The following is a 17,919-nucleotide window of genomic DNA, read 5'->3' as shown; positions in this document are numbered from 1 at the left end:
ACGAGGAATGGAAATGAGCTATAAAACGGTTGCCGCGCTGGCTTTTACCAGCATGTTCAGCATCAGCACCCTGTTAAGCCCTGCATACGCCGAGGAGCAGGAAAAAGCGCTGAACTTTGGCATTATTTCGACGGAATCACAGCAGAACCTGAAGCCTCAGTGGGAACCCTTCCTGAAAGATATGGAAACCAAACTGGGGATCAAAGTAAACGCCTTCTTCGCCCCGGACTACGCGGGCATCATCCAGGGGATGCGCTTTAACAAAGTGGACATCGCCTGGTATGGCAACCTCTCCGCCATGGAAGCGGTGGATCGTGCAAACGGCCAGGTCTTTGCCCAGACCGTTGCTGCAGATGGCTCTCCGGGTTACTGGAGCGTGCTGATCGTCAACAAAGACAGCCCGATCAATAACCTCAACGATATGCTCGCCAAACGCAAAGAACTGACCTTCGGCAACGGCGATCCGAACTCCACTTCTGGCTTCCTGGTGCCGGGCTATTACGTCTTCGCCAAAAATAATGCCTCTGCCACCGATTTCAAACGCACCGTCAATGCCAGCCATGAAACCAACGCCCTGGCCGTGGCCAACAAGCAGGTGGACGTCGCCACCAACAACACCGAAAACCTCGACAAGCTGAAGACCTCCGCACCGGACAAGCTGAAAGAGCTGAAGGTGATCTGGAAATCCCCTCTCATCCCGGGTGACCCGATTGTCTGGCGCAAAAACCTTTCTGAAAGCACCAAGGACAAGGTGTACGACTTCTTTATGACTTACGGCAAAACGCCGGAAGAGAAAGCCGTGCTGACGCGTCTGGGCTGGGCACCGTTCCGCCCGTCGAGCGACCTGCAGCTGGTCCCGATTCGCCAGCTGGCGCTGTTTAAAGAGATGCAGGGCGTGAAGGACAACAAGGGGCTTAAGGACGAGGAGAAGACCAGCAAAGTGGCAGCTATTCAGGCCCAGCTGGAAGACCTGGACCGCCTGACCGCCGCGCTTGGTGCAATGACCAGTGTGAATAAAGCGGTGCAGTAACTTAAGTCCCCTCTCCCTTGAGGGAGAGGGTTAGGGTGAGGGGGAAATGCGCACGCTGATGCCCTCACCCCGGCCCTCTCCCACGGGGAGAGGGAGAATACACAAAGGAGTCAACATGCAAACCATCACCCTCCCACCGCCGAAACGCAGCTGGTTCTCGCTATTTAGCTGGGCCATCCTGCTGGCGGTGCTGGTTATCTCCTGGAAGGGCGCGGAGATGGATCCGCTGCTGCTGTTTAAAGACGCCGGTAACATGGCCACCTTCGCTGCCGACTTCTTCCCGCCCGATTTTAGCCAGTGGCAGGACTATCTCGGCGAAATGGCTGTCACCCTGCAAATCGCCGTCTGGGGGACCGCCCTGGCCGTCATCCTCTCCATTCCGTTTGGCCTGATGAGCGCGGAAAACATCGTTCCGTGGTGGATTTATCAGCCGATGCGCCGCCTGATGGACGCCTGCCGCGCCATTAACGAAATGGTGTTCGCGATGCTGTTCGTGGTTGCCGTGGGTCTGGGGCCGTTCGCGGGGGTGATGGCGCTGTTCATCCACACCACCGGCGTGCTCTCCAAGCTGCTTTCCGAAGCCGTGGAAGCCATTGAACCCGGCCCGGTCGAAGGTATTCGCGCCACCGGCGCCAACAAAATTGAAGAGATCCTTTACGGCGTGCTGCCCCAGGTCATGCCGCTGCTGATCTCCTATTCGCTCTACCGCTTCGAATCTAACGTCCGTTCCGCCACCGTCGTCGGCATGGTCGGCGCAGGCGGCATTGGCGTCACCCTGTGGGAGGCGATCCGCGGTTTCCAGTTCCAGCAAACCTGCGCCCTGATGGTACTCATCATCATCACCGTCAGCCTGCTGGATTTCCTCTCTCAACGTTTGCGTAAGCACTTCATCTGAGAAGCGAGGCTTTGATTGGTATGCACTTATCCAGACATCCGACCAGTTACCCTACCCGCTGGCAAGAGATTGCAGCAAAGCTCGAAGTGGAGCTGCGCACCCATTATCGCTGCGGAGACTACCTGCCAGCCGAACAGCAGCTTGCAGACCGCTATGAAGTGAACCGCCACACCCTGCGCCGCGCCATCGATCAGCTGGTTGAGCGCGGATGGGTACAGCGCCGTCAAGGCGTCGGCGTGCTGGTGCTGATGCGCCCGTTCGACTACCCGCTCAATGCCCAGGCGCGCTTTAGTCAGAACCTGCTCGACCAGGGAAGCCATCCCACCAGCGAAAAACTGCTCTCCGTGCTGCGTCCGGCCTCCAGCCATGTAGCCGATGCGCTGGGTATTCAGGAGGGCGACAACGTTGTACATCTGCGCACCCTGCGCCGGGTCAATGGCGTGGCAGTCTGCCAGATAGATCACTACTTCAGCGATCTGAGCCTCTGGCCGGTGCTGCAACACTTCTCCAGCGGTTCACTGCATGACTTTTTGCAGGACGCCACGGGTCTTGTGCTCAAACGTACCCAGACGCGTATCAGCGCCCGCCGCGCGCAGGCGAAAGAGAGCAAGGTGCTGGAGATCCCCAACATGGCTCCGCTGCTCTGCGTGCGCACCCTCAACCACCGTGACGGCGAGATCAACGCAACGGAGTACTCCGTCAGCCTGACCCGCGCCGACATGATTGAATTCACCATGGAGCACTGAATGCATTTCGACACCTCCACCCGTCAGCGCTGGATGCGCGCCCTGGCCCATAGCCAGCCTGCTGCACTGGCGAGCCGCATTAACGCGCTTAACCTGACGCCAGACTATGAAACGCTCCGCGCGCCGGAAATCGGCCTGGTACAGATTCAGGCAAGAATGGGCGGTACCGGGGAGCGCTTTTTCGCCGGTGATGCCGCCCTCACCCGCGCGGTCATTCGTCTGAGCAGCGGCACGCTGGGTTACAGCTACGTGCTCGGTCGCGATAAACCGCACGCCGAGCGCTGCGCGGTGATCGACGCCCTGCTGCAGGAACAACCCCATTTCCAGACCCTGATGGAAACCCTGATTGCCCCGCTGGAAGCCGACCTCGCCGCGCGCACTGCCGCACGTCAGGCGCAAGTCAATACCAGCCGGGTCGACTTCTTTACGCTTGTTCGCGGAGATAACGCATGACGCTTCAACCCGCTTTTACCCTGGCCGTCCAGGATGCCCAACACAGTTTTCGTCGCCTGCTGAAAGCCATGAGCGAGCCTGGCGTGATTGTCTCCCTGCATCAGCTCTCCCAGGGCTGGCTGCCGCTGAACCTGGCGACCACCAGCGTACTGCTGACTCTCGCCGACAACGATACCCCGGTGTGGCTTTCGGGGACGTTATCCAATGACATCGCCAGCCAGAATCTGCGTTTTCACACTAACGCCCCGCTGGTTGAGCAGCCCCGTCAGGCGGTGTTTGCCGTTGCCGATGAGCAAATCAGCCATGAGCAGCTCAATGCCCTGAGTGAAGGCAGCGCGGTAGCACCGGAGACCAGCGCCACGCTGATCCTGCAGGTCGCCAGCCTGAGCGGTGGTCGCATGCTGCGCCTGACCGGGGCGGGGATTGCCGACGAACGCATGGTCGCGCCACAGCTGCCGGAGTGCATTATTCATGAGCTGACGGAACGCCCGCATCCGTTCCCGCTGGGCATTGACCTGATCCTGACCTGCGGCGAGCGCCTGCTGGCGATCCCGCGAACCACCCACGTGGAGGTGTGCTGATGTACGTTGCCGTCAAAGGGGGCGAGAAGGCCATCGCCGCCGCCCATGCGCTACAGGCGCACAGACGACGGGGTGATGAACAGCTTCCCGAGCTGAGCGTCGCCCAGATTGAGCAGCAGTTGAACCTGGCGGTGGATCGGGTGATGACCGAAGGCGGCGTCGCCGACCGCGAGCTGGCGGCGCTGGCGCTGAAGCAGGCCAGCGGCGACAACGTCGAAGCCATCTTTTTGCTGCGAGCCTGGCGCACCACCGTTCCCCGCCTGGCGGTGAGCGAGCCGGTCAATACGGCAGAAATGCGCCTGGAGCGGCGAATTTCCGCCGTTTATAAAGATATTCCCGGCGGCCAGCTCCTTGGCCCTACGTACGACTACACCCACCGCCTGCTGGATTTCACCCTGCTGGCGAACGGCGAAACGCCGCCGCTCAGCACCACGGAGACCGGGCAGGAAGCGTCTCCGCACGTCTTTAGCCTGCTGGCGAAGCAGGGTCTGGCAAAGGCTGAAGAAGAGACCGGAGCGCAACCCGACGACATCACCCGCACGCCCCCCGTTTACCCCTGTTCACGCTCGTCTCGCCTGCAGCAGCTGATGCGCGGGGACGAAGGCTATCTGCTGGCGCTGGCCTATTCAACGCAGCGCGGCTACGGGCGTAACCACCCGTTTGCGGCGGAGATTCGCAGCGGCTATCTCGACGTCGAAATCATCCCCGAAGAGCTGGGTTTTGCTGTGAACGTCGGTGAACTGCTAATGACCGAGTGTGAAATGGTGAATGGTTTTGTCGCACCTGACGACGACACCCCACACTTTACCCGCGGTTACGGGCTGGTCTTTGGCATGAGCGAGCGTAAAGCCATGGCGATGGCGCTGGTTGACCGCGCCCTGCAGGCCCCGGACTACGGCGAACAGATTTCCGGCCCGGCACAGGACGAAGAGTTCGTGCTGGCCCATGCGGATAACGTCGAGGCGGCGGGCTTTGTTTCGCACCTCAAGCTGCCGCATTACGTTGACTTCCAGGCCGAACTGGAACTGCTGAAACGTCTGCAACGGGAGCGTGAAAATGGCTAACCTAAGCGGCTACAACTTTGCTTATCTGGACGAGCAAACCAAACGCATGATCCGCCGCGCCATCCTGAAAGCGGTCGCTATCCCCGGCTATCAGGTGCCGTTTGGTGGTCGAGAAATGCCGATGCCTTACGGCTGGGGCACCGGGGGCATTCAGCTTACCGCCAGCGTCATCGGTGAGTCAGACGTGCTGAAGGTCATCGACCAGGGAGCCGACGACACCACCAACGCCGTGTCGATTCGCAACTTCTTTAAGCGCGTGACGGGCGTCAACACCACCGAAAAAACCGAAGATGCGACGCTTATCCAGACCCGCCACCGCATTCCCGAAACGCCGCTCACGGAAGATCAGATTTTGATTTTCCAGGTGCCGATCCCGGAGCCGCTGCGCTTTATCGAGCCGCGCGAAACCGAAACCCGCACCATGCACGCCCTGGAAGAGTACGGGGTGATGCAGGTGAAGCTGTATGAAGATATCGCCCGCTTCGGCCATATCGCCACCACCTACGCCTACCCGGTGAAGGTCAACGGGCGCTACGTGATGGATCCGTCGCCGATCCCGAAATTCGACAACCCGAAAATGGACATGATGCCTGCCCTGCAGCTGTTCGGTGCCGGGCGCGAAAAGCGCATCTACGCCGTCCCGCCCTACACCCGCGTGGAGAGTCTCGATTTCGATGACCACCCGTTCACGGTGCAGGAGTGGGACGAGCCGTGCGCCATCTGCGGCTCGAAGCACAGCTATCTGGATGAAGTGGTGCTGGATGACACGGGCAAACGGATGTTTGTCTGCTCCGACACCGATTACTGCCGCCAACAGAGCGAGGCGAACAGCCAATGAAACCGCTGCTTTCAGTGAACAACCTGACCCACCTTTACGCGCCGGGCAAAGGCTTCAGCGACGTCTCGTTCGAGCTGTGGCCGGGCGAGGTGCTGGGAATTGTCGGTGAATCCGGCTCGGGCAAAACTACCCTGCTGAAGTCCATCTCCGCGCGCCTGGCCCCGCAGAACGGCGAGATTTTGTATGAGGGTGCCTCCCTCTATGGCATGAGCGAGGCTGAACGCCGCCGCCTGCTGCGCACCGAGTGGGGCGTGGTACATCAGCATCCGCTGGACGGGCTGCGTCGTCAGGTCTCGGCGGGAGGCAATATCGGCGAACGGCTGATGGCGACCGGCGCGCGGCACTACGGCAACATCCGGGAAACCGCACAGCGCTGGCTGACCGATGTGGAGATCCCCTCCTCGCGCATCGACGATTTGCCCACCACCTTCTCCGGCGGCATGCAGCAGCGCCTGCAGATCGCCCGTAACCTGGTCACCCACCCGAAGCTGGTGTTTATGGATGAACCCACCGGTGGGCTGGACGTCTCCGTGCAGGCGCGCCTGCTCGACCTGCTGCGCGGCCTGGTGGTGGAGCTGAACCTGGCGGTGGTGATTGTCACCCATGATCTGGGCGTCGCCCGCCTGCTGGCAGACCGTCTGCTGGTAATGAAGCAGGGTCAGGTGGTGGAAAGTGGGCTTACCGACCGCGTGCTCGACGATCCGCTCCATCCTTACACCCAGCTGCTGGTGTCATCCGTGTTGCAGAATTGAGGGCGCCACCCGGCAAAACGAACGCCGTACCTTGTAGGCCGGGTAAGCGAAGCGCCACCCGGCAAGAAAACGCCACGAGGCCAAAATGATCCACGTAGAAAACGTAAGTAAGACCTTTGTGCTCCACCAGCAAAACGGCGTGCGTCTGCCGGTGCTGCAAAATGCTTCTCTGAAGGTGAACAGCGGCGAATGCGTGGTGCTGCACGGCCACTCCGGCAGCGGAAAATCCACCCTGCTGCGCTCCCTGTACGCCAACTATCTGCCGGACGAGGGGCACATTCATATTCGCCATGCCGATGAATGGGTCGACCTGGTTCAGGCCCCCGCGCGTAAGGTGCTGGAAGTCCGCCGCTCGACGATCGGCTGGGTGAGCCAGTTTCTGCGGGTGATCCCGCGGATCTCCGCTCTGGATGTAGTCATGCAGCCGCTGCTGGATCTCGGCGTGCCGCGCGAAACCTGCGCCGCCAAAGCCGCCAGCCTGCTGACGCGCCTCAATGTGCCCGAGCGCCTCTGGCATCTTGCCCCGTCGACCTTTTCCGGCGGCGAGCAGCAGCGCGTGAATATCGCTCGCGGGTTTATCGTCGACTATCCGATTTTACTTCTTGATGAACCCACCGCTTCGCTCGACAGCAAAAACAGCGCGGCAGTGGTGGAACTGATCGAACAGGCCAAAGCGCGCGGCGCGGCGATCGTCGGGATCTTCCACGACGAGAGCGTTCGCAACCGCGTGGCGGACAGATTGCACCCGATGGGGACAAACGTATGATTATCAATAACGTCAAGCTGGTGCTGGAAGATGAGGTCATCGACGGCTCGATTGAGATCCGCGACGGCGCGATCCGCGCGTATGCCGAAACCCGAAGCCATTTGCCCGAAGCGATGGACGGCGAAGGCGGCTGGCTGCTGCCAGGGCTGATTGAGCTGCACACCGATAATCTGGATAAATTCTTCACCCCACGGCCGAAGGTGGACTGGCCCGCCCATTCGGCGATGAGCAGCCACGACGCGCTGATGGTTGCCAGCGGCATCACCACCGTGCTGGATGCGGTGGCGATTGGTGACGTACGCGACGGCGGCGATCGGCTGGAGAATCTGGAAAAGATGATCAACGCCGTGGAAGAGACGCAAAAGCGCGGTCTTAACCGCGCCGAACATCGCCTGCACCTGCGCTGCGAGTTGCCGCATCATACCACCCTGCCGCTGTTTGAAAAGCTGGTAGACCGCGAGCCAGTGTCGCTGGTCTCGTTGATGGACCACTCGCCGGGGCAGCGCCAGTTCGCCAGCCTCGAAAAATACCGCGAGTATTACCAGGGCAAATATTCACTTAACGATGTGGAGATGGCGCGCTACGAGGAAGAGCAGCTGGCGCTGGCGGCACAGTGGTCACAGCCGAACCGTGTTTCGATTGCCGCAATGTGCCGGGACCGTAGCATCGCGCTGGCCAGCCATGATGATGCCACGCACGATCATGTCCGCGAATCCCACCAGCTTGGCAGCGTGATCGCTGAATTTCCTACCACGTTTGAGGCGGCAGAAGCCTCCCGCGCACACGGCATGAACGTGCTGATGGGGGCACCGAACATCGTGCGCGGCGGCTCGCATTCCGGCAACGTGGCGGCAAGCAAGCTCGCCTCGCTCGGTCTGCTGGATATCCTCTCTTCCGACTACTACCCCGCCAGCCTGCTGGACGCCGCCTTCCGCGTCGCGGATGACGACAGCAACCGCTTCACGCTGCCGCAGGCGATTCGCCTGGTAACGAAGAACCCGGCATCGGCGCTTAATCTTCACGACCGGGGCGAGATAGCCGAAGGAAAACGGGCGGATCTGGTGCTGGCCCACCGTAAGGGCGAGCACATCCATATCGACCACGTCTGGCGTCAGGGAAAACGGGTGTTCTGATGGGAAGAGTCATCTGGTTAATGGGGCCCTCCGGCTCCGGGAAGGACAGCCTGCTGTCCGCCTTACGGCAGCGGGAACACCCGCAGCTGCTGGTCGCACATCGCTACATTACCCGGGCGGCGAATGCCGGCAGTGAAAACCATATCGCCCTGAGCGAACAGGAATTTTTCACTCGCGCCGGGCAGAATCTGCTGGCGCTCAGCTGGCACGCCAACGGCTACTACTACGGGATCGGTATTGAGATCGACCTGTGGCTACACGCGGGTTTTGACGTGCTGGTCAACGGCTCTCGTGCGCATCTTCCCCAGGCACGCGCCCGGTATGCCTCGGCGCTGCTGCCGGTCTGTCTGCAGGTTTCGCCGGATGTCCTGCGCAGCCGCCTGCAAAGCCGCGGACGCGAAAACGAAAAAGAGATCGCGCAGCGGCTCGAACGCGCAGCGCGCTATACCCCGGCGGATTGCCACATCCTCAACAACGACGGAAGTTTGCTACAGTCAGTCGATAACGTTTTATCACTTATCCGTCAGAAGGAGAAACAGCATGCCTGACTGCACGCTTCGCCCCGCCACCGCCGATGATGCGCAAATCGTTTACGCACTGATCTGCGAGTTAAAACAGGCCGAATTTGATCATCAGGCGTTCCACACCGGGTATCTGGCCAATCTGCAGGACCACAATATGCGTTATCAGCTGGCAGAGCTGAATGGACAGGTAGTGGGTATGATTGGCCTGCATATGCAGTTTCACCTGCACCACGCCAGATGGATCGGCGAAATACAGGAGCTGGTGGTGATGCCCGAGGCGCGTGGTCTTAAAGTGGGGAGCCAACTGCTGGCATGGGCAGAGGACACCGCGCGGCAGGCGGGCGCGGAACTGACGGAGCTCTCCACCAGCGTCCGGCGGCTGGACGCCCACCGTTTTTATGTTCGTGAAGGGTATACGCAGAGCCATTTTCGTTTCACCAAACCGTTGTAGAGGTGCACGATGAGTCTGACCATCACGTTAACGGGCACCGGCAGTGCCCAGCTGGTCCCGGTGTTTGGCTGCGATTGCGCGGCGTGCCGCCGGGCACGTCTGCAGGAGAATTATCGTCGTCGGCCCTGTAGCGCGGCCGTCAAATTCAATGATGCGGTGACGCTACTGGACGCGGGTATTCCGCACCTGATGGACGACTGGCCAGCCGGCAGCTTTCAGCAGTTTTTGCTGACCCACTACCATATGGACCACGTTCAGGGGCTGTTTCCCCTGCGCTGGGGCGTTGGCGCGACGATCCCCGTTTACGGCCCGCCGGATGAAGCCGGATGTGACGATCTCTTCAAACACCCGGGCATTCTGGATTTCAGCCATACGCTGGAGCCGTTTGTGATGTTTGAGCTGCAGGGCCTGCGGGTGACGCCGCTGCCGCTCAACCACTCGAAACTCACCTTTGGTTATCTGCTGGAGTCCGCCCACAGCCGCGTGGCGTGGCTTTCTGATACTGCCGGATTGCCGGAGAAAACGGTGAAATTTCTGCTTAACAACCAGCCTCAGGCGATGATCATCGACTGTAGCCATGAACCGCGCCCGCAGACGCCGCGCAACCATTGCGATTTAAACACCGTGGTGGCACTGAACGAGGTGATTGGCTGCCCGCAGATGATCCTGACCCATATCAGCCATCAGTTTGACGTGTGGATGATGGATAACCCGTTGCCGGACGGCATCGAAGCGGGATATGACGGCATGGTGTTGGTACTGGATTAGGTTTTCTCCCTCTCCCGTGGGAGAGGGTTGAGGTGAGGGCAACAGGCCGCACTTAACCGCGATCGTAATCGTCTTCTAACCGCCGCTCATCCTCTTCCAGGCGTCGTCTGTCGTCATCAAGCTGGCGCTGGCGCTCGTCTAAACGGCGGCGTCTGTCTTCAAGCTGCCGACGGCGGTCGTCATACTGACGGCTATCAATGCGACGGTCATCGTCATAACGATCGTCATCATCGTTGCTGCGGCTGCTGCCGGGGTTATAGGCATCGTTGATCGCCTGCTGAATGTTGCCAATGGCATCATCAATCACATCGGCATGCGCCAGTTGGCTGGAGAGTGACAGCAGACCAAATAACAGAGCGGTAGAGTAACGTTTCATAAGGCCAGACTCGCAGATGAACTGGCCTTACGGTAATTAACCGCAAACGGGAGAGGTAGCGGAGGAATCTCAAATTCTTTAGCGAGGCGACGCTTCCATTATTTGACGCACTCGCTGTTTATTCTCTGCGACCAGCACAATCCCGGAGCATTTTTGGTCCGGAGAATGACTCCAGATGCGGTCTTCAGGAATACATCCTCCGTCATATATCACCTTGCTGCCATCATAAGGCCAGAATGCTCCCTGCTCTGTGTCGAGTACAAAAACAGCGATTTGGTCGGATTCACGGGCTATTTTCTGCCAGAGCATCTTTCCACCCTCATATTGCTCGAAGTCGCTGATTAAGGTCACGCCGCAATGTAAGACCAACGCTTCATAGAGACGAGTCGCCAGCCCTTTGTCTCGTTCGGCAGGATCGACGCAAATGCCTTCTACCTGGACAACGCGAGTATCTTCCCAGCATCGTTCGACTGCGATAATGTCCTTTCCCAGATGGGCCTTATGCTGTAAATCCAGAGCAGCAACAACCCGATGTCGGGGAACGCCATCAAAGGTTTCGATATCTGCTTCAATAATTGCAGCCCGGGGCGTCTGGCTGTCATAAATGACATGTAACACCCGACCGGAGAGTTCAAATTCATCTACGAGCGTAAATGACCTGGCAACCGTATTCGGGCTGTACGTTGCAGGCATCACGATCATTTGTGAGTCCCCTCTTGTGAGTAACCGGCATAATTCCCTTTATATCTTAATCCGCTAAATTTTGCGCAGATTAGCATCGCCGACTTTAATCAGGCTCTTGATGAAATCCTAAATTCGCTGTTTAAGCGCTGATTTTCCGCAGCGCCTGCGCCAGCTGTACGCGGGTAAACGGTTTGCGCAGTAGCGCTACATCCGGCAGTTGTGGATTGTGCGTCGGACGTAAATCCTGACCGCTGATCAACAACACCGGCAGTTGCGGGTAGTGGCTGCGCACGTGGTTAATCACCTCCGCCCCGCTCAGGCTGCCCGGCAGCATCAGATCACTGATAAACATGCCGATATCCGGCGAGGCCGCCAGCATGTTCAGTGCCTGCTCACCGCTTTCCGCTTCAAGGGTCAGGTAGCCAAGCTGATGCAGTTGCTCGCACAGGGTCTGGCGAACGTCGGCCTCATCTTCCAGTACCAGCACCAGCCGTTCGTTTTCAGCGGATGCGGTGGCAGAGTGCATTTCATCTTCAGGGACGACGGGCAGCGTTGAGCGCGGCAGATGGAGCCGCACGGTGGTGCCTTGTCCCGGCGCGCTTTCAATTTCGACGCGGCCGCCGGACTGACGCACAAAACCGTACACCATCGACAGCCCTAAACCACTGCCACTGCCGGTCTGCTTGGTGGTGAAGAACGGCTCGAACACCCGGGATTTGACCTCCTGCGTCATACCGCTGCCGCGGTCGATCACCTCCAGCGCCACCATATCCTGCCTGCGTCCGTCGCTGCGAGTGACGCGCTGATTCCACGTGCGGATCTTAATCACGCCCGTCTGCCCCTCCATCGCATCGCGGGCGTTCATCACCAGGTTGATAATGGCGTTTTCGAGCTGGCCAACGTCTATCCACGCCGGCCAGGCCGGGGATTGAGCCTCTATATCCAGGCTCAGGGTGGCGGGCAAGGAGTGGCGCATCAGCTCTCTGAGATTCTCCAGCAGCGGTTTCATCTCTACCGCATGCGGAGTCAGGGATTGCTTGCGGGAAAAAGCCAGCAGACGCTGGGTCAGCAACGCACCGCGCTCGGCAGCATTGAGCGCGCGGGCAATACGTGGGGCATCACTGGAGTCGGGATCGGTCAGCTCCAGGCTACCAATTATCACCGCCAGCAGGTTGTTGAAATCATGTGCCAGCCCGCCCGTCAGTTGACCAACGGCCTTCATCTTCTGACTGTGCAGCAGCGCCTCCTCCAGTCCCTGACGCTCGATGCGGTCGATCTCCATCTGGGAGGTTTTCTCTTTCAGCAGACGGGTGGTGTGCTCCAGCGAGGCGGTATTGCGGGCAAAGACGTTAAACGCGCGAGCCAGCTCTCCCAGCTCATCACGCCGCTGCAGCGCGGGCACCGAAACGTCCTGCTCGCCGTGGGCAAGACGCGACATCGCCCGGGAGATCGCCGTCAGGTTGGAGCCCAGATTGCGGTAGATATACCAGCAGGCGCAGCCGGTGATGATCAGCGCCAGTACGGCGAATATGCTGATAAATACGCTGATGGACCGCAGCTCCTGATGACTCTGGGCCGTACGCAGCCGGGAAGCCTCCGCTACCTGCTCAACGTACTGATTGATATCGCTATTTAATATCGCCACCAGCGCCTTGATGTGGAACATATACCAGCTTATCGCCAGGTCGCTCTCCTCAAGCTGCTTTGACAGCGGGGCAAGCCTGCGTAGCTCGTCGTTGAAATCGGGCAGAACAAGATTCACCACGGGCTGCGTCGCGCGCTGGGGCAACGTTGCGGTAACGGCGTCCAGCTGCTGTAGGGTGGCGCGCGGTGAGGGGGTATCGATGGCGGCGAGAATCAGCCTGTCCATTTCCGCAAGCTGCTGCGCATCCGGGATGTTGCTGCCAAACCGACGGTTAATATCCTGCAGATGGCGTAAATAGCTCTGGCTTTGATACAGCGAGCTAAGCAGCGCGTTACGCTGCAGATGGCGCCGCTGTCCGCGCTCCAGCATGCCCGTCACGCTTTGCTGTAACTCATTACTGCGACGAATAATGCGCGCCACCAGCCCCGGCTCCTGCTGCGCTAAGGGCGCATCTGCGAGCTGTTCCAGCGAGTGCCGCAGCGCCATTTGGGTCTGCTTCAGCCTCTCGGCCTCTCCTTTGTATTCCAGCGCCCCCACCACCTGCGAAAGCCGTACCGCCGCGGTTGCCACGCTGGCGGTATCGCGGGCGAGATTCATGCTGCCGGTCATGTCATCCAGCGTCTGCTGTTGTACCTGTTCCTGGATCTGGCTGGCATGCCGAAAACCCAGCACCGCCACACCACTGACCATCAGCGTCACCGCCACCACCAACAGATTAAAGATCAGCAGACGACCGCGGGCACTGGCGAAGAACGGCGAGCGTGATGGCATGGGATTGGGCTCCTCTGCAAATGGGTGCCCTCACCCTGGCCCTCTCCCACAGGAAGAGGGAAAAGAGAAATGTGACGGCGATTAGCTATTCATAACTATGACAAATATGAACGGCTTCTGACATTTTGCATTTACGCACCTGTGATGAAGTGCAGATATCAACCTTCACAGGAGATCCGCCATGAGCAGAACCCCGGTACTGGAGATGCGCAGCATTGCCAAAACGTTTGGCAACTTCCACGCGCTCAAGGGTGTGGATTTGACGGTCTTTCCCGGTGAGATCCAGGCGCTGATGGGTGAAAACGGCGCGGGAAAAAGCACGCTGATGAAGATCCTCGCGGGCGCCTACACCGCGACCAGCGGCGAGATCCTGATTGACGGTCAGCCGTATCACATTAAAGGCCCGAAGGATGCGCTGGCCGCAGGCATTACCCTGATCTATCAGGAGATGCAACTCGCCCCCAACCTGACGGTTGCGGAAAACATCTTTCTTGGCAGCGAACTCTCGCGCGGCGGACTGGTGCAGCGTAAAGAGATGGCCGCCCAGGCTCAGGCGGTCATCGACCGTCTGGGTGCAAACTTCAACGCCACCGACCTGGTGATGAAGCTGACTATCGCTGAACAACAGCAGGTGGAAATCGCCCGCGCGCTGCACCGTAACAGCCGCATTCTGGTGATGGATGAACCCACTGCCGCCCTCTCCTCGCGTGAAACCCATCGTCTGTTTGAGCTGATCCTGCGCCTGCGTGATGAAGGGATGGCGATCATCTATATCAGCCACCGCATGGCGGAAGTGTACGAACTCTCTGACCGGGTCAGCGTCCTGCGTGACGGGCAATACGTCGGTAGCCTGACGCGCGACAAACTGAACGCATCTGAGCTGGTGAAAATGATGGTGGGTCGCCCCTTAAGCGATCTGTTCAACAAAGAGCGCGATATCCCGCTCGGCAACCCGCGTCTTAACGTGCATCACCTCACCGACGGTAAAAAAGTCCAGCCCTGCAGCCTGCAGGTGCGCTCAGGGGAAATCGTCGGCCTGGCGGGGCTGGTCGGTGCCGGTCGCTCCGAGCTGGCACAGCTCATCTTTGGCGTACGTAAAGCCACGGGAGGAATGATTGAAGTGGACGGCGAGCCGGTGGTGATCCACTCCCCGCGCGCGGCCATAGAAAACGGGATCGGTTTTCTTACCGAGAACCGCAAGGAGCAGGGGCTGTTCCTGGAGCTGGCGGCGCAGGAGAACATCACCATGGCGACGCTGGAGCGCGACGCCACCTTCGGCATGCTTAACCGCAAAAAAGCGCAGTCCATTTCTGACGATGCCATCGCCCTGCTGAATATCCGCGTGCCTCACGCACAGGTCCGCGCGGGCGGTCTGTCAGGCGGTAATCAGCAGAAATTGCTGATCTCCCGCTGGGTGGCGATTGGTCCGCGTATTCTGATCCTCGACGAACCGACGCGCGGTGTCGATGTCGGCGCAAAAAGCGAAATCTACCGCATCATGAACCAGATGGCGCGCAAGGGCGTGGCGATTTTGATGATCTCCAGCGAACTGCCGGAAGTGGTGGGCATGAGCGACCGCGTCTATGTCATGCGTGAAGGCAGCATCGCCGGGGAGCTCCACGGACACGACATCTCTCAGGAAAACATCATGACGCTGGCAACCGGCGTGAACGACTCACATCATCAGGCGGTGCAACTATGACAACTCCAACCCATCCGCAGCAGGTGGCAAAATCTGCCTCCGCCAAAAAAATGCTGATGAGCGATCTGATGCAAACGGTCGGCATTTTGCCCATTCTCATCCTGATCGTGGCGGTTTTTGGCTTTATCGCCCCTAACTTCTTTACCGAAAGCAACCTGCTCAACATTACCCGTCAGGCGTCGATCAACATCGTGCTGGCGGCAGGGATGACCTTCATCATCCTGACCGGGGGGATTGACCTCTCCGTCGGGTCGATTCTGGGTACCACGGCGGTCGCCGCGATGGTGGTGTCGTTAATACCGGAATTCGCCGGGCTCTCTATTCCCGCCGCGCTGATGCTCGGCCTGGTGCTGGGGTTGTTCAACGGCGCGCTGGTGGCCTTTGCCGGACTACCGCCGTTTATTGTCACCCTCGGCACCTACACGGCACTGCGGGGCGCAGCGTACCTGTTGGCCGATGGCACGACGGTAATTAACTCGAACATCAATTTTGAGTGGATAGGCAATAACTATCTTGGCCCCGTGCCGTGGCTGGTGGTGATTGCCCTGGCGGTGATTGTGGTGTGCTGGTTTATCCTGCGTCGCACTACGCTTGGCGTTCACATCTATGCGGTAGGCGGCAACATGCAGGCGGCACGCTTAACGGGCATCAAAGTCTGGCTGGTGTTGCTGTTTGTGTATGGCATGAGCGGCCTGCTCTCCGGGTTAGGCGGTGTGATGAGCGCGTCGCGCCTCTACAGCGCCAACGGAAACCTGGGCATGGGTTACGAGCTGGATGCGATTGCGGCGGTGATCCTCGGCGGCACCAGCTTCGTTGGCGGGATCGGCACGATCACCGGCACGCTGGTGGGGGCGCTGATTATCGCCACCCTCAACAACGGCATGACGCTGATGGGCGTCTCCTACTTCTGGCAACTGGTGATCAAAGGGGCGGTGATCATCATTGCGGTGCTGATCGACAAATACCGTACCCGACACCATCAAAGTGCATAACAACAATACCCTACGTGAGGAAGAGAGCATGAGATTGAAGCCCTTAGTGACCGCGCTCTGTGCTGGCGCGCTGCTTGCCGCAACACCGTTTGCGCAGGCGAAAGATCTGAAGTCCATCGGCGTAACGGTGGGTGACCTGGCCAACCCGTTCTTCGTGCAGATCACCAAAGGTGCCGAGCTGGAGGCGCGCAAGCTGGCGGGGGATAACGTCAAAGTGACGCTGGTCTCCAGCGGGTACGATCTGGGCCAGCAGGTGGCGCAGATCGACAACTTTATTGCCGCCAAAGTGGACATGATCATCCTCAACGCCGCAGATTCTAAAGGGATCGGCCCGGCGGTGAAACGCGCGAAAGAGGCCGGGATCGTGGTGGTCGCGGTTGACGTGGCGGCAGAAGGTGCAGACGCGACGATCACCTCCGATAACACCCAGGCGGGCGAAATGGCCTGTAAGTACATCACCGACCGCCTGAACGGCAAAGGCAATGTGGTAATCATCAACGGACCGCCGGTCTCTGCCGTCCAGAACCGTGTGGAAGGTTGCCAGACAGAGTTCAAAAAACACCCGGATATCAAAGTGCTCTCCGATAACCAGAACGCCAAGGGCAGCCGTGAAGGGGGTCTGGAAGTCATGACCTCGCTGCTGGCGGCCAATCCGAAGATCGATGGCGTCTTCGCGATTAACGATCCGACCGCGATCGGTGCCGATCTGGCGGCGAAACAAGCACAACGTAACGAGTTCTTTATCGTTGGTGTGGACGGTAGCCCGGACGGCGAAGAAGCCCTGAAGCGGGAAAACTCCCTGTTTGTGGCGACGCCGGCACAAGATCCGCAGGTCATGGCGGCAAAAGCGGTTGAGATCGGCTATGACATTCTACAGGGCAAACCGGCACCGAAAGAGCCTGTGCTGATCCCGGTGACGATGATCGATAAAAAGAACGTCGGCACGTATAAGGGGTGGACGGTTAAGTAACAATTGCGCGGCCCGATGCCCTCACCCTAACCCTCTCCCACAGGGAGAGGGGACTGGGCCGACAAAAAACACAAGGAGTCCCCATGAAACGCTCCGAAATCAACGAAATCCTCGGCCACACGCGGCAGTTTTTCTCCATGCACGACGTGCATCTCCCCCCTTTTGCCAGCTTCCCACCCACAAAATGGCAACAGCTCGATCAGGCCGCCTGGCAGGAAGTGTTTGACCTTAAGCTCGGTTGGGACGTAACGGCCTTTGGCGGCAGCAGCTTTGCCGCGCAGGGGCTCACGCTGTTTACCCTGCGCAACGGCTCACCAAACGGCACGCCGTATGAAAAATGCTACGCCGAAAAAATCATGCACGTACGCGACGGTCAGGTCACGCCCATGCATTTTCACTGGCGCAAACGGGAGGACATCATCAACCGCGGCGGTGGAAATCTCATTATTGAGTTATGGAATGCCGGTGCACATGCAGAGACCGAAAACACGGACGTCACCGTCACGATAGACGGTTGCCAGCAGACCCACGCACCCGGCAGCCAGTTGCGCCTTACACCAGGGGAGAGCATCTGTCTGACGCCCGGCCTGTACCACAGTTTCTGGGGTGAACGCGGTTTTGGCGACGTGCTGGTGGGCGAAGTGTCATCGGTCAATGACGATGAACACGACAACCACTTTTTGCAGCCCGTTGCCCGCTATAACAACATCGAAGAAGACGAACCGGCGGTGCTGGTACTGTGCAACGAGTACAACCTGTTTCGGATATAAGGGGTAAA

At 59.3% G+C, this 17,919-nt stretch carries 20 protein-coding genes; 17 read left to right on the top strand and 3 right to left on the bottom strand.

All coding sequences use genetic code 11. The annotated features are described in order from the left end of the window. The first annotated feature begins 13 nt into the window (after window positions 1-13). The 13 genes from phnD (at window position 14) to phnP (ending at window position 10,001) form a co-directional block, all read left to right on the top strand. The gene (phnD, locus tag ACQG19_RS01765; protein ID WP_095455747.1) at window positions 14-1,030 is read left to right on the top strand and encodes a phosphonate ABC transporter substrate-binding protein; all 1,017 of its coding nucleotides are present in this window, start codon (window positions 14-16) and stop codon (window positions 1,028-1,030) included. Between the two features lie 115 nt (window positions 1,031-1,145). Continuing rightward, window positions 1,146-1,925, top strand: coding sequence for a phosphonate ABC transporter, permease protein PhnE (gene phnE, locus ACQG19_RS01760; protein WP_013095111.1), 780 nt, complete (start codon window positions 1,146-1,148; stop codon window positions 1,923-1,925). 20 nt (window positions 1,926-1,945) lie between these two features. Next, on the top strand, window positions 1,946-2,671 hold the full coding sequence (gene phnF, locus ACQG19_RS01755) for a phosphonate metabolism transcriptional regulator PhnF (protein WP_013095110.1): 726 nt from the start codon (window positions 1,946-1,948) through the stop codon (window positions 2,669-2,671). Continuing rightward, window positions 2,672-3,124: a phosphonate C-P lyase system protein PhnG gene (gene phnG, locus ACQG19_RS01750; RefSeq protein WP_023621464.1), complete on the top strand. Its 453-nt coding sequence runs from the start codon at window positions 2,672-2,674 to the stop codon at window positions 3,122-3,124. Further along, entirely contained in the window at window positions 3,121-3,705 is a 585-nt protein-coding gene (phnH, locus tag ACQG19_RS01745) for a phosphonate C-P lyase system protein PhnH (protein ID WP_014830323.1), read from the top strand. The genes phnG and phnH overlap by 4 nt, the downstream gene beginning before the upstream one ends. Continuing rightward, window positions 3,705-4,769, top strand: a complete 1,065-nt coding sequence (locus tag ACQG19_RS01740) for a carbon-phosphorus lyase complex subunit PhnI (RefSeq protein WP_038980855.1) — start codon at window positions 3,705-3,707, stop codon at window positions 4,767-4,769. The genes phnH and ACQG19_RS01740 overlap by 1 nt, the downstream gene beginning before the upstream one ends. After that, window positions 4,762-5,607: an alpha-D-ribose 1-methylphosphonate 5-phosphate C-P-lyase PhnJ gene (gene phnJ, locus ACQG19_RS01735; protein WP_013095106.1), complete on the top strand. Its 846-nt coding sequence runs from the start codon at window positions 4,762-4,764 to the stop codon at window positions 5,605-5,607. Before ACQG19_RS01740 ends, phnJ begins: the two co-directional genes overlap by 8 nt. Then, a complete protein-coding gene (phnK, locus tag ACQG19_RS01730; RefSeq protein ID WP_222169147.1) occupies window positions 5,604-6,359 on the top strand; it encodes a phosphonate C-P lyase system protein PhnK in 756 nt (251 codons plus the stop codon). The genes phnJ and phnK overlap by 4 nt, the downstream gene beginning before the upstream one ends. 85 nt (window positions 6,360-6,444) lie before the next feature. After that, a complete protein-coding gene (gene phnL, locus ACQG19_RS01725) occupies window positions 6,445-7,125 on the top strand; it encodes a phosphonate C-P lyase system protein PhnL (RefSeq protein ID WP_013095104.1) in 681 nt (226 codons plus the stop codon). Next, complete coding sequence (phnM, locus tag ACQG19_RS01720) at window positions 7,122-8,258, top strand: alpha-D-ribose 1-methylphosphonate 5-triphosphate diphosphatase (RefSeq protein ID WP_246932714.1); 1,137 nt, start codon at window positions 7,122-7,124, stop codon at window positions 8,256-8,258. The genes phnL and phnM overlap by 4 nt, the downstream gene beginning before the upstream one ends. Then, window positions 8,255-8,806 (top strand): ribose 1,5-bisphosphokinase, encoded by a 552-nt coding sequence (gene phnN / locus ACQG19_RS01715; RefSeq protein ID WP_028028055.1) that lies wholly within the window; start codon window positions 8,255-8,257, stop codon window positions 8,804-8,806. Before phnM ends, phnN begins: the two co-directional genes overlap by 4 nt. Then, on the top strand, window positions 8,799-9,233 hold the full coding sequence (phnO, locus tag ACQG19_RS01710; RefSeq protein ID WP_023621470.1) for an aminoalkylphosphonate N-acetyltransferase: 435 nt from the start codon (window positions 8,799-8,801) through the stop codon (window positions 9,231-9,233). Before phnN ends, phnO begins: the two co-directional genes overlap by 8 nt. A gap of 9 nt (window positions 9,234-9,242) precedes the next feature. Continuing rightward, window positions 9,243-10,001 carry a phosphonate metabolism protein PhnP gene (gene phnP, locus ACQG19_RS01705; protein WP_246932716.1) on the top strand — a complete coding sequence of 253 codons (759 nt, stop codon included), beginning with the start codon at window positions 9,243-9,245 and terminating at the stop codon, window positions 9,999-10,001. A gap of 52 nt (window positions 10,002-10,053) precedes the next feature. On the opposite strand, the gene yjdP is transcribed toward phnP, so the two are convergent. The 3 genes from yjdP to ACQG19_RS01690 form a co-directional block, all read right to left on the bottom strand. Next, window positions 10,054-10,377 carry a DDRRRQL repeat protein YjdP gene (gene yjdP / locus ACQG19_RS01700; RefSeq protein WP_029882896.1) on the bottom strand — a complete coding sequence of 108 codons (324 nt, stop codon included), beginning with the start codon at window positions 10,375-10,377 and terminating at the stop codon, window positions 10,054-10,056. A 78-nt stretch (window positions 10,378-10,455) separates the two neighbouring features. Continuing rightward, complete coding sequence (locus tag ACQG19_RS01695; protein WP_062935408.1) at window positions 10,456-11,079, bottom strand: GNAT family N-acetyltransferase; 624 nt, start codon at window positions 11,077-11,079, stop codon at window positions 10,456-10,458. Window positions 11,080-11,200: 121 nt separating this feature from the next. After that, entirely contained in the window at window positions 11,201-13,477 is a 2,277-nt protein-coding gene (locus ACQG19_RS01690; RefSeq protein WP_246932718.1) for a hybrid sensor histidine kinase/response regulator, read from the bottom strand. Window positions 13,478-13,658: 181 nt separating this feature from the next. On the opposite strand from ACQG19_RS01690, the gene ACQG19_RS01685 reads away from it, so the two are divergent. The 4 genes from ACQG19_RS01685 to ACQG19_RS01670 all read left to right on the top strand — a co-directional run bounded on the left by ACQG19_RS01685 (window position 13,659) and on the right by ACQG19_RS01670 (window position 17,911). Beyond that, the gene (locus ACQG19_RS01685; protein ID WP_246932720.1) at window positions 13,659-15,179 is read left to right on the top strand and encodes a sugar ABC transporter ATP-binding protein; all 1,521 of its coding nucleotides are present in this window, start codon (window positions 13,659-13,661) and stop codon (window positions 15,177-15,179) included. Continuing rightward, a complete protein-coding gene (locus ACQG19_RS01680) occupies window positions 15,176-16,171 on the top strand; it encodes an ABC transporter permease subunit (protein WP_013095095.1) in 996 nt (331 codons plus the stop codon). The genes ACQG19_RS01685 and ACQG19_RS01680 overlap by 4 nt, the downstream gene beginning before the upstream one ends. Window positions 16,172-16,199: 28 nt before the next feature. Then, window positions 16,200-17,141 carry an ABC transporter substrate-binding protein gene (locus ACQG19_RS01675; RefSeq protein WP_013095094.1) on the top strand — a complete coding sequence of 314 codons (942 nt, stop codon included), beginning with the start codon at window positions 16,200-16,202 and terminating at the stop codon, window positions 17,139-17,141. A gap of 83 nt (window positions 17,142-17,224) precedes the next feature. Beyond that, a complete protein-coding gene (locus ACQG19_RS01670) occupies window positions 17,225-17,911 on the top strand; it encodes a D-lyxose/D-mannose family sugar isomerase (protein ID WP_095455741.1) in 687 nt (228 codons plus the stop codon). Window positions 17,912-17,919 lie beyond the last annotated feature (8 nt).

The organism is Enterobacter cloacae complex sp. 277I4 (assembly GCF_050031465.1).
Taxonomy (GTDB): domain Bacteria; phylum Pseudomonadota; class Gammaproteobacteria; order Enterobacterales; family Enterobacteriaceae; genus Enterobacter; species Enterobacter cloacae.
Note: the sequence above shows the minus strand (reverse complement) of the source record. Positions and strands in the feature narration are given on the sequence as shown.

What these genes read in the sequence shown, in the direction of transcription:
- phnD (WP_095455747.1), top strand. Translation starts at nt 14, where the DNA reads ATGAGCTATAAAACGGTTGCCGCGCTGGCTTTTACCAGCATGTTCAGC.
- phnE (WP_013095111.1), top strand. Translation starts at nt 1,146, where the DNA reads ATGCAAACCATCACCCTCCCACCGCCGAAACGCAGCTGGTTCTCGCTA.
- phnF (WP_013095110.1), top strand. Translation starts at nt 1,946, where the DNA reads ATGCACTTATCCAGACATCCGACCAGTTACCCTACCCGCTGGCAAGAG.
- phnG (WP_023621464.1), top strand. Translation starts at nt 2,672, where the DNA reads ATGCATTTCGACACCTCCACCCGTCAGCGCTGGATGCGCGCCCTGGCC.
- phnH (WP_014830323.1), top strand. Translation starts at nt 3,121, where the DNA reads ATGACGCTTCAACCCGCTTTTACCCTGGCCGTCCAGGATGCCCAACAC.
- ACQG19_RS01740 (WP_038980855.1), top strand. Translation starts at nt 3,705, where the DNA reads ATGTACGTTGCCGTCAAAGGGGGCGAGAAGGCCATCGCCGCCGCCCAT.
- phnJ (WP_013095106.1), top strand. Translation starts at nt 4,762, where the DNA reads ATGGCTAACCTAAGCGGCTACAACTTTGCTTATCTGGACGAGCAAACC.
- phnK (WP_222169147.1), top strand. Translation starts at nt 5,604, where the DNA reads ATGAAACCGCTGCTTTCAGTGAACAACCTGACCCACCTTTACGCGCCG.
- phnL (WP_013095104.1), top strand. Translation starts at nt 6,445, where the DNA reads ATGATCCACGTAGAAAACGTAAGTAAGACCTTTGTGCTCCACCAGCAA.
- phnM (WP_246932714.1), top strand. Translation starts at nt 7,122, where the DNA reads ATGATTATCAATAACGTCAAGCTGGTGCTGGAAGATGAGGTCATCGAC.
- phnO (WP_023621470.1), top strand. Translation starts at nt 8,799, where the DNA reads ATGCCTGACTGCACGCTTCGCCCCGCCACCGCCGATGATGCGCAAATC.
- phnP (WP_246932716.1), top strand. Translation starts at nt 9,243, where the DNA reads ATGAGTCTGACCATCACGTTAACGGGCACCGGCAGTGCCCAGCTGGTC.
- yjdP (WP_029882896.1), bottom strand. Translation starts at nt 10,377, where the DNA reads ATGAAACGTTACTCTACCGCTCTGTTATTTGGTCTGCTGTCACTCTCC.
- ACQG19_RS01695 (WP_062935408.1), bottom strand. Translation starts at nt 11,079, where the DNA reads ATGATCGTGATGCCTGCAACGTACAGCCCGAATACGGTTGCCAGGTCA.
- ACQG19_RS01690 (WP_246932718.1), bottom strand. Translation starts at nt 13,477, where the DNA reads ATGCCATCACGCTCGCCGTTCTTCGCCAGTGCCCGCGGTCGTCTGCTG.
- ACQG19_RS01685 (WP_246932720.1), top strand. Translation starts at nt 13,659, where the DNA reads ATGAGCAGAACCCCGGTACTGGAGATGCGCAGCATTGCCAAAACGTTT.
- ACQG19_RS01680 (WP_013095095.1), top strand. Translation starts at nt 15,176, where the DNA reads ATGACAACTCCAACCCATCCGCAGCAGGTGGCAAAATCTGCCTCCGCC.
- ACQG19_RS01675 (WP_013095094.1), top strand. Translation starts at nt 16,200, where the DNA reads ATGAGATTGAAGCCCTTAGTGACCGCGCTCTGTGCTGGCGCGCTGCTT.
- ACQG19_RS01670 (WP_095455741.1), top strand. Translation starts at nt 17,225, where the DNA reads ATGAAACGCTCCGAAATCAACGAAATCCTCGGCCACACGCGGCAGTTT.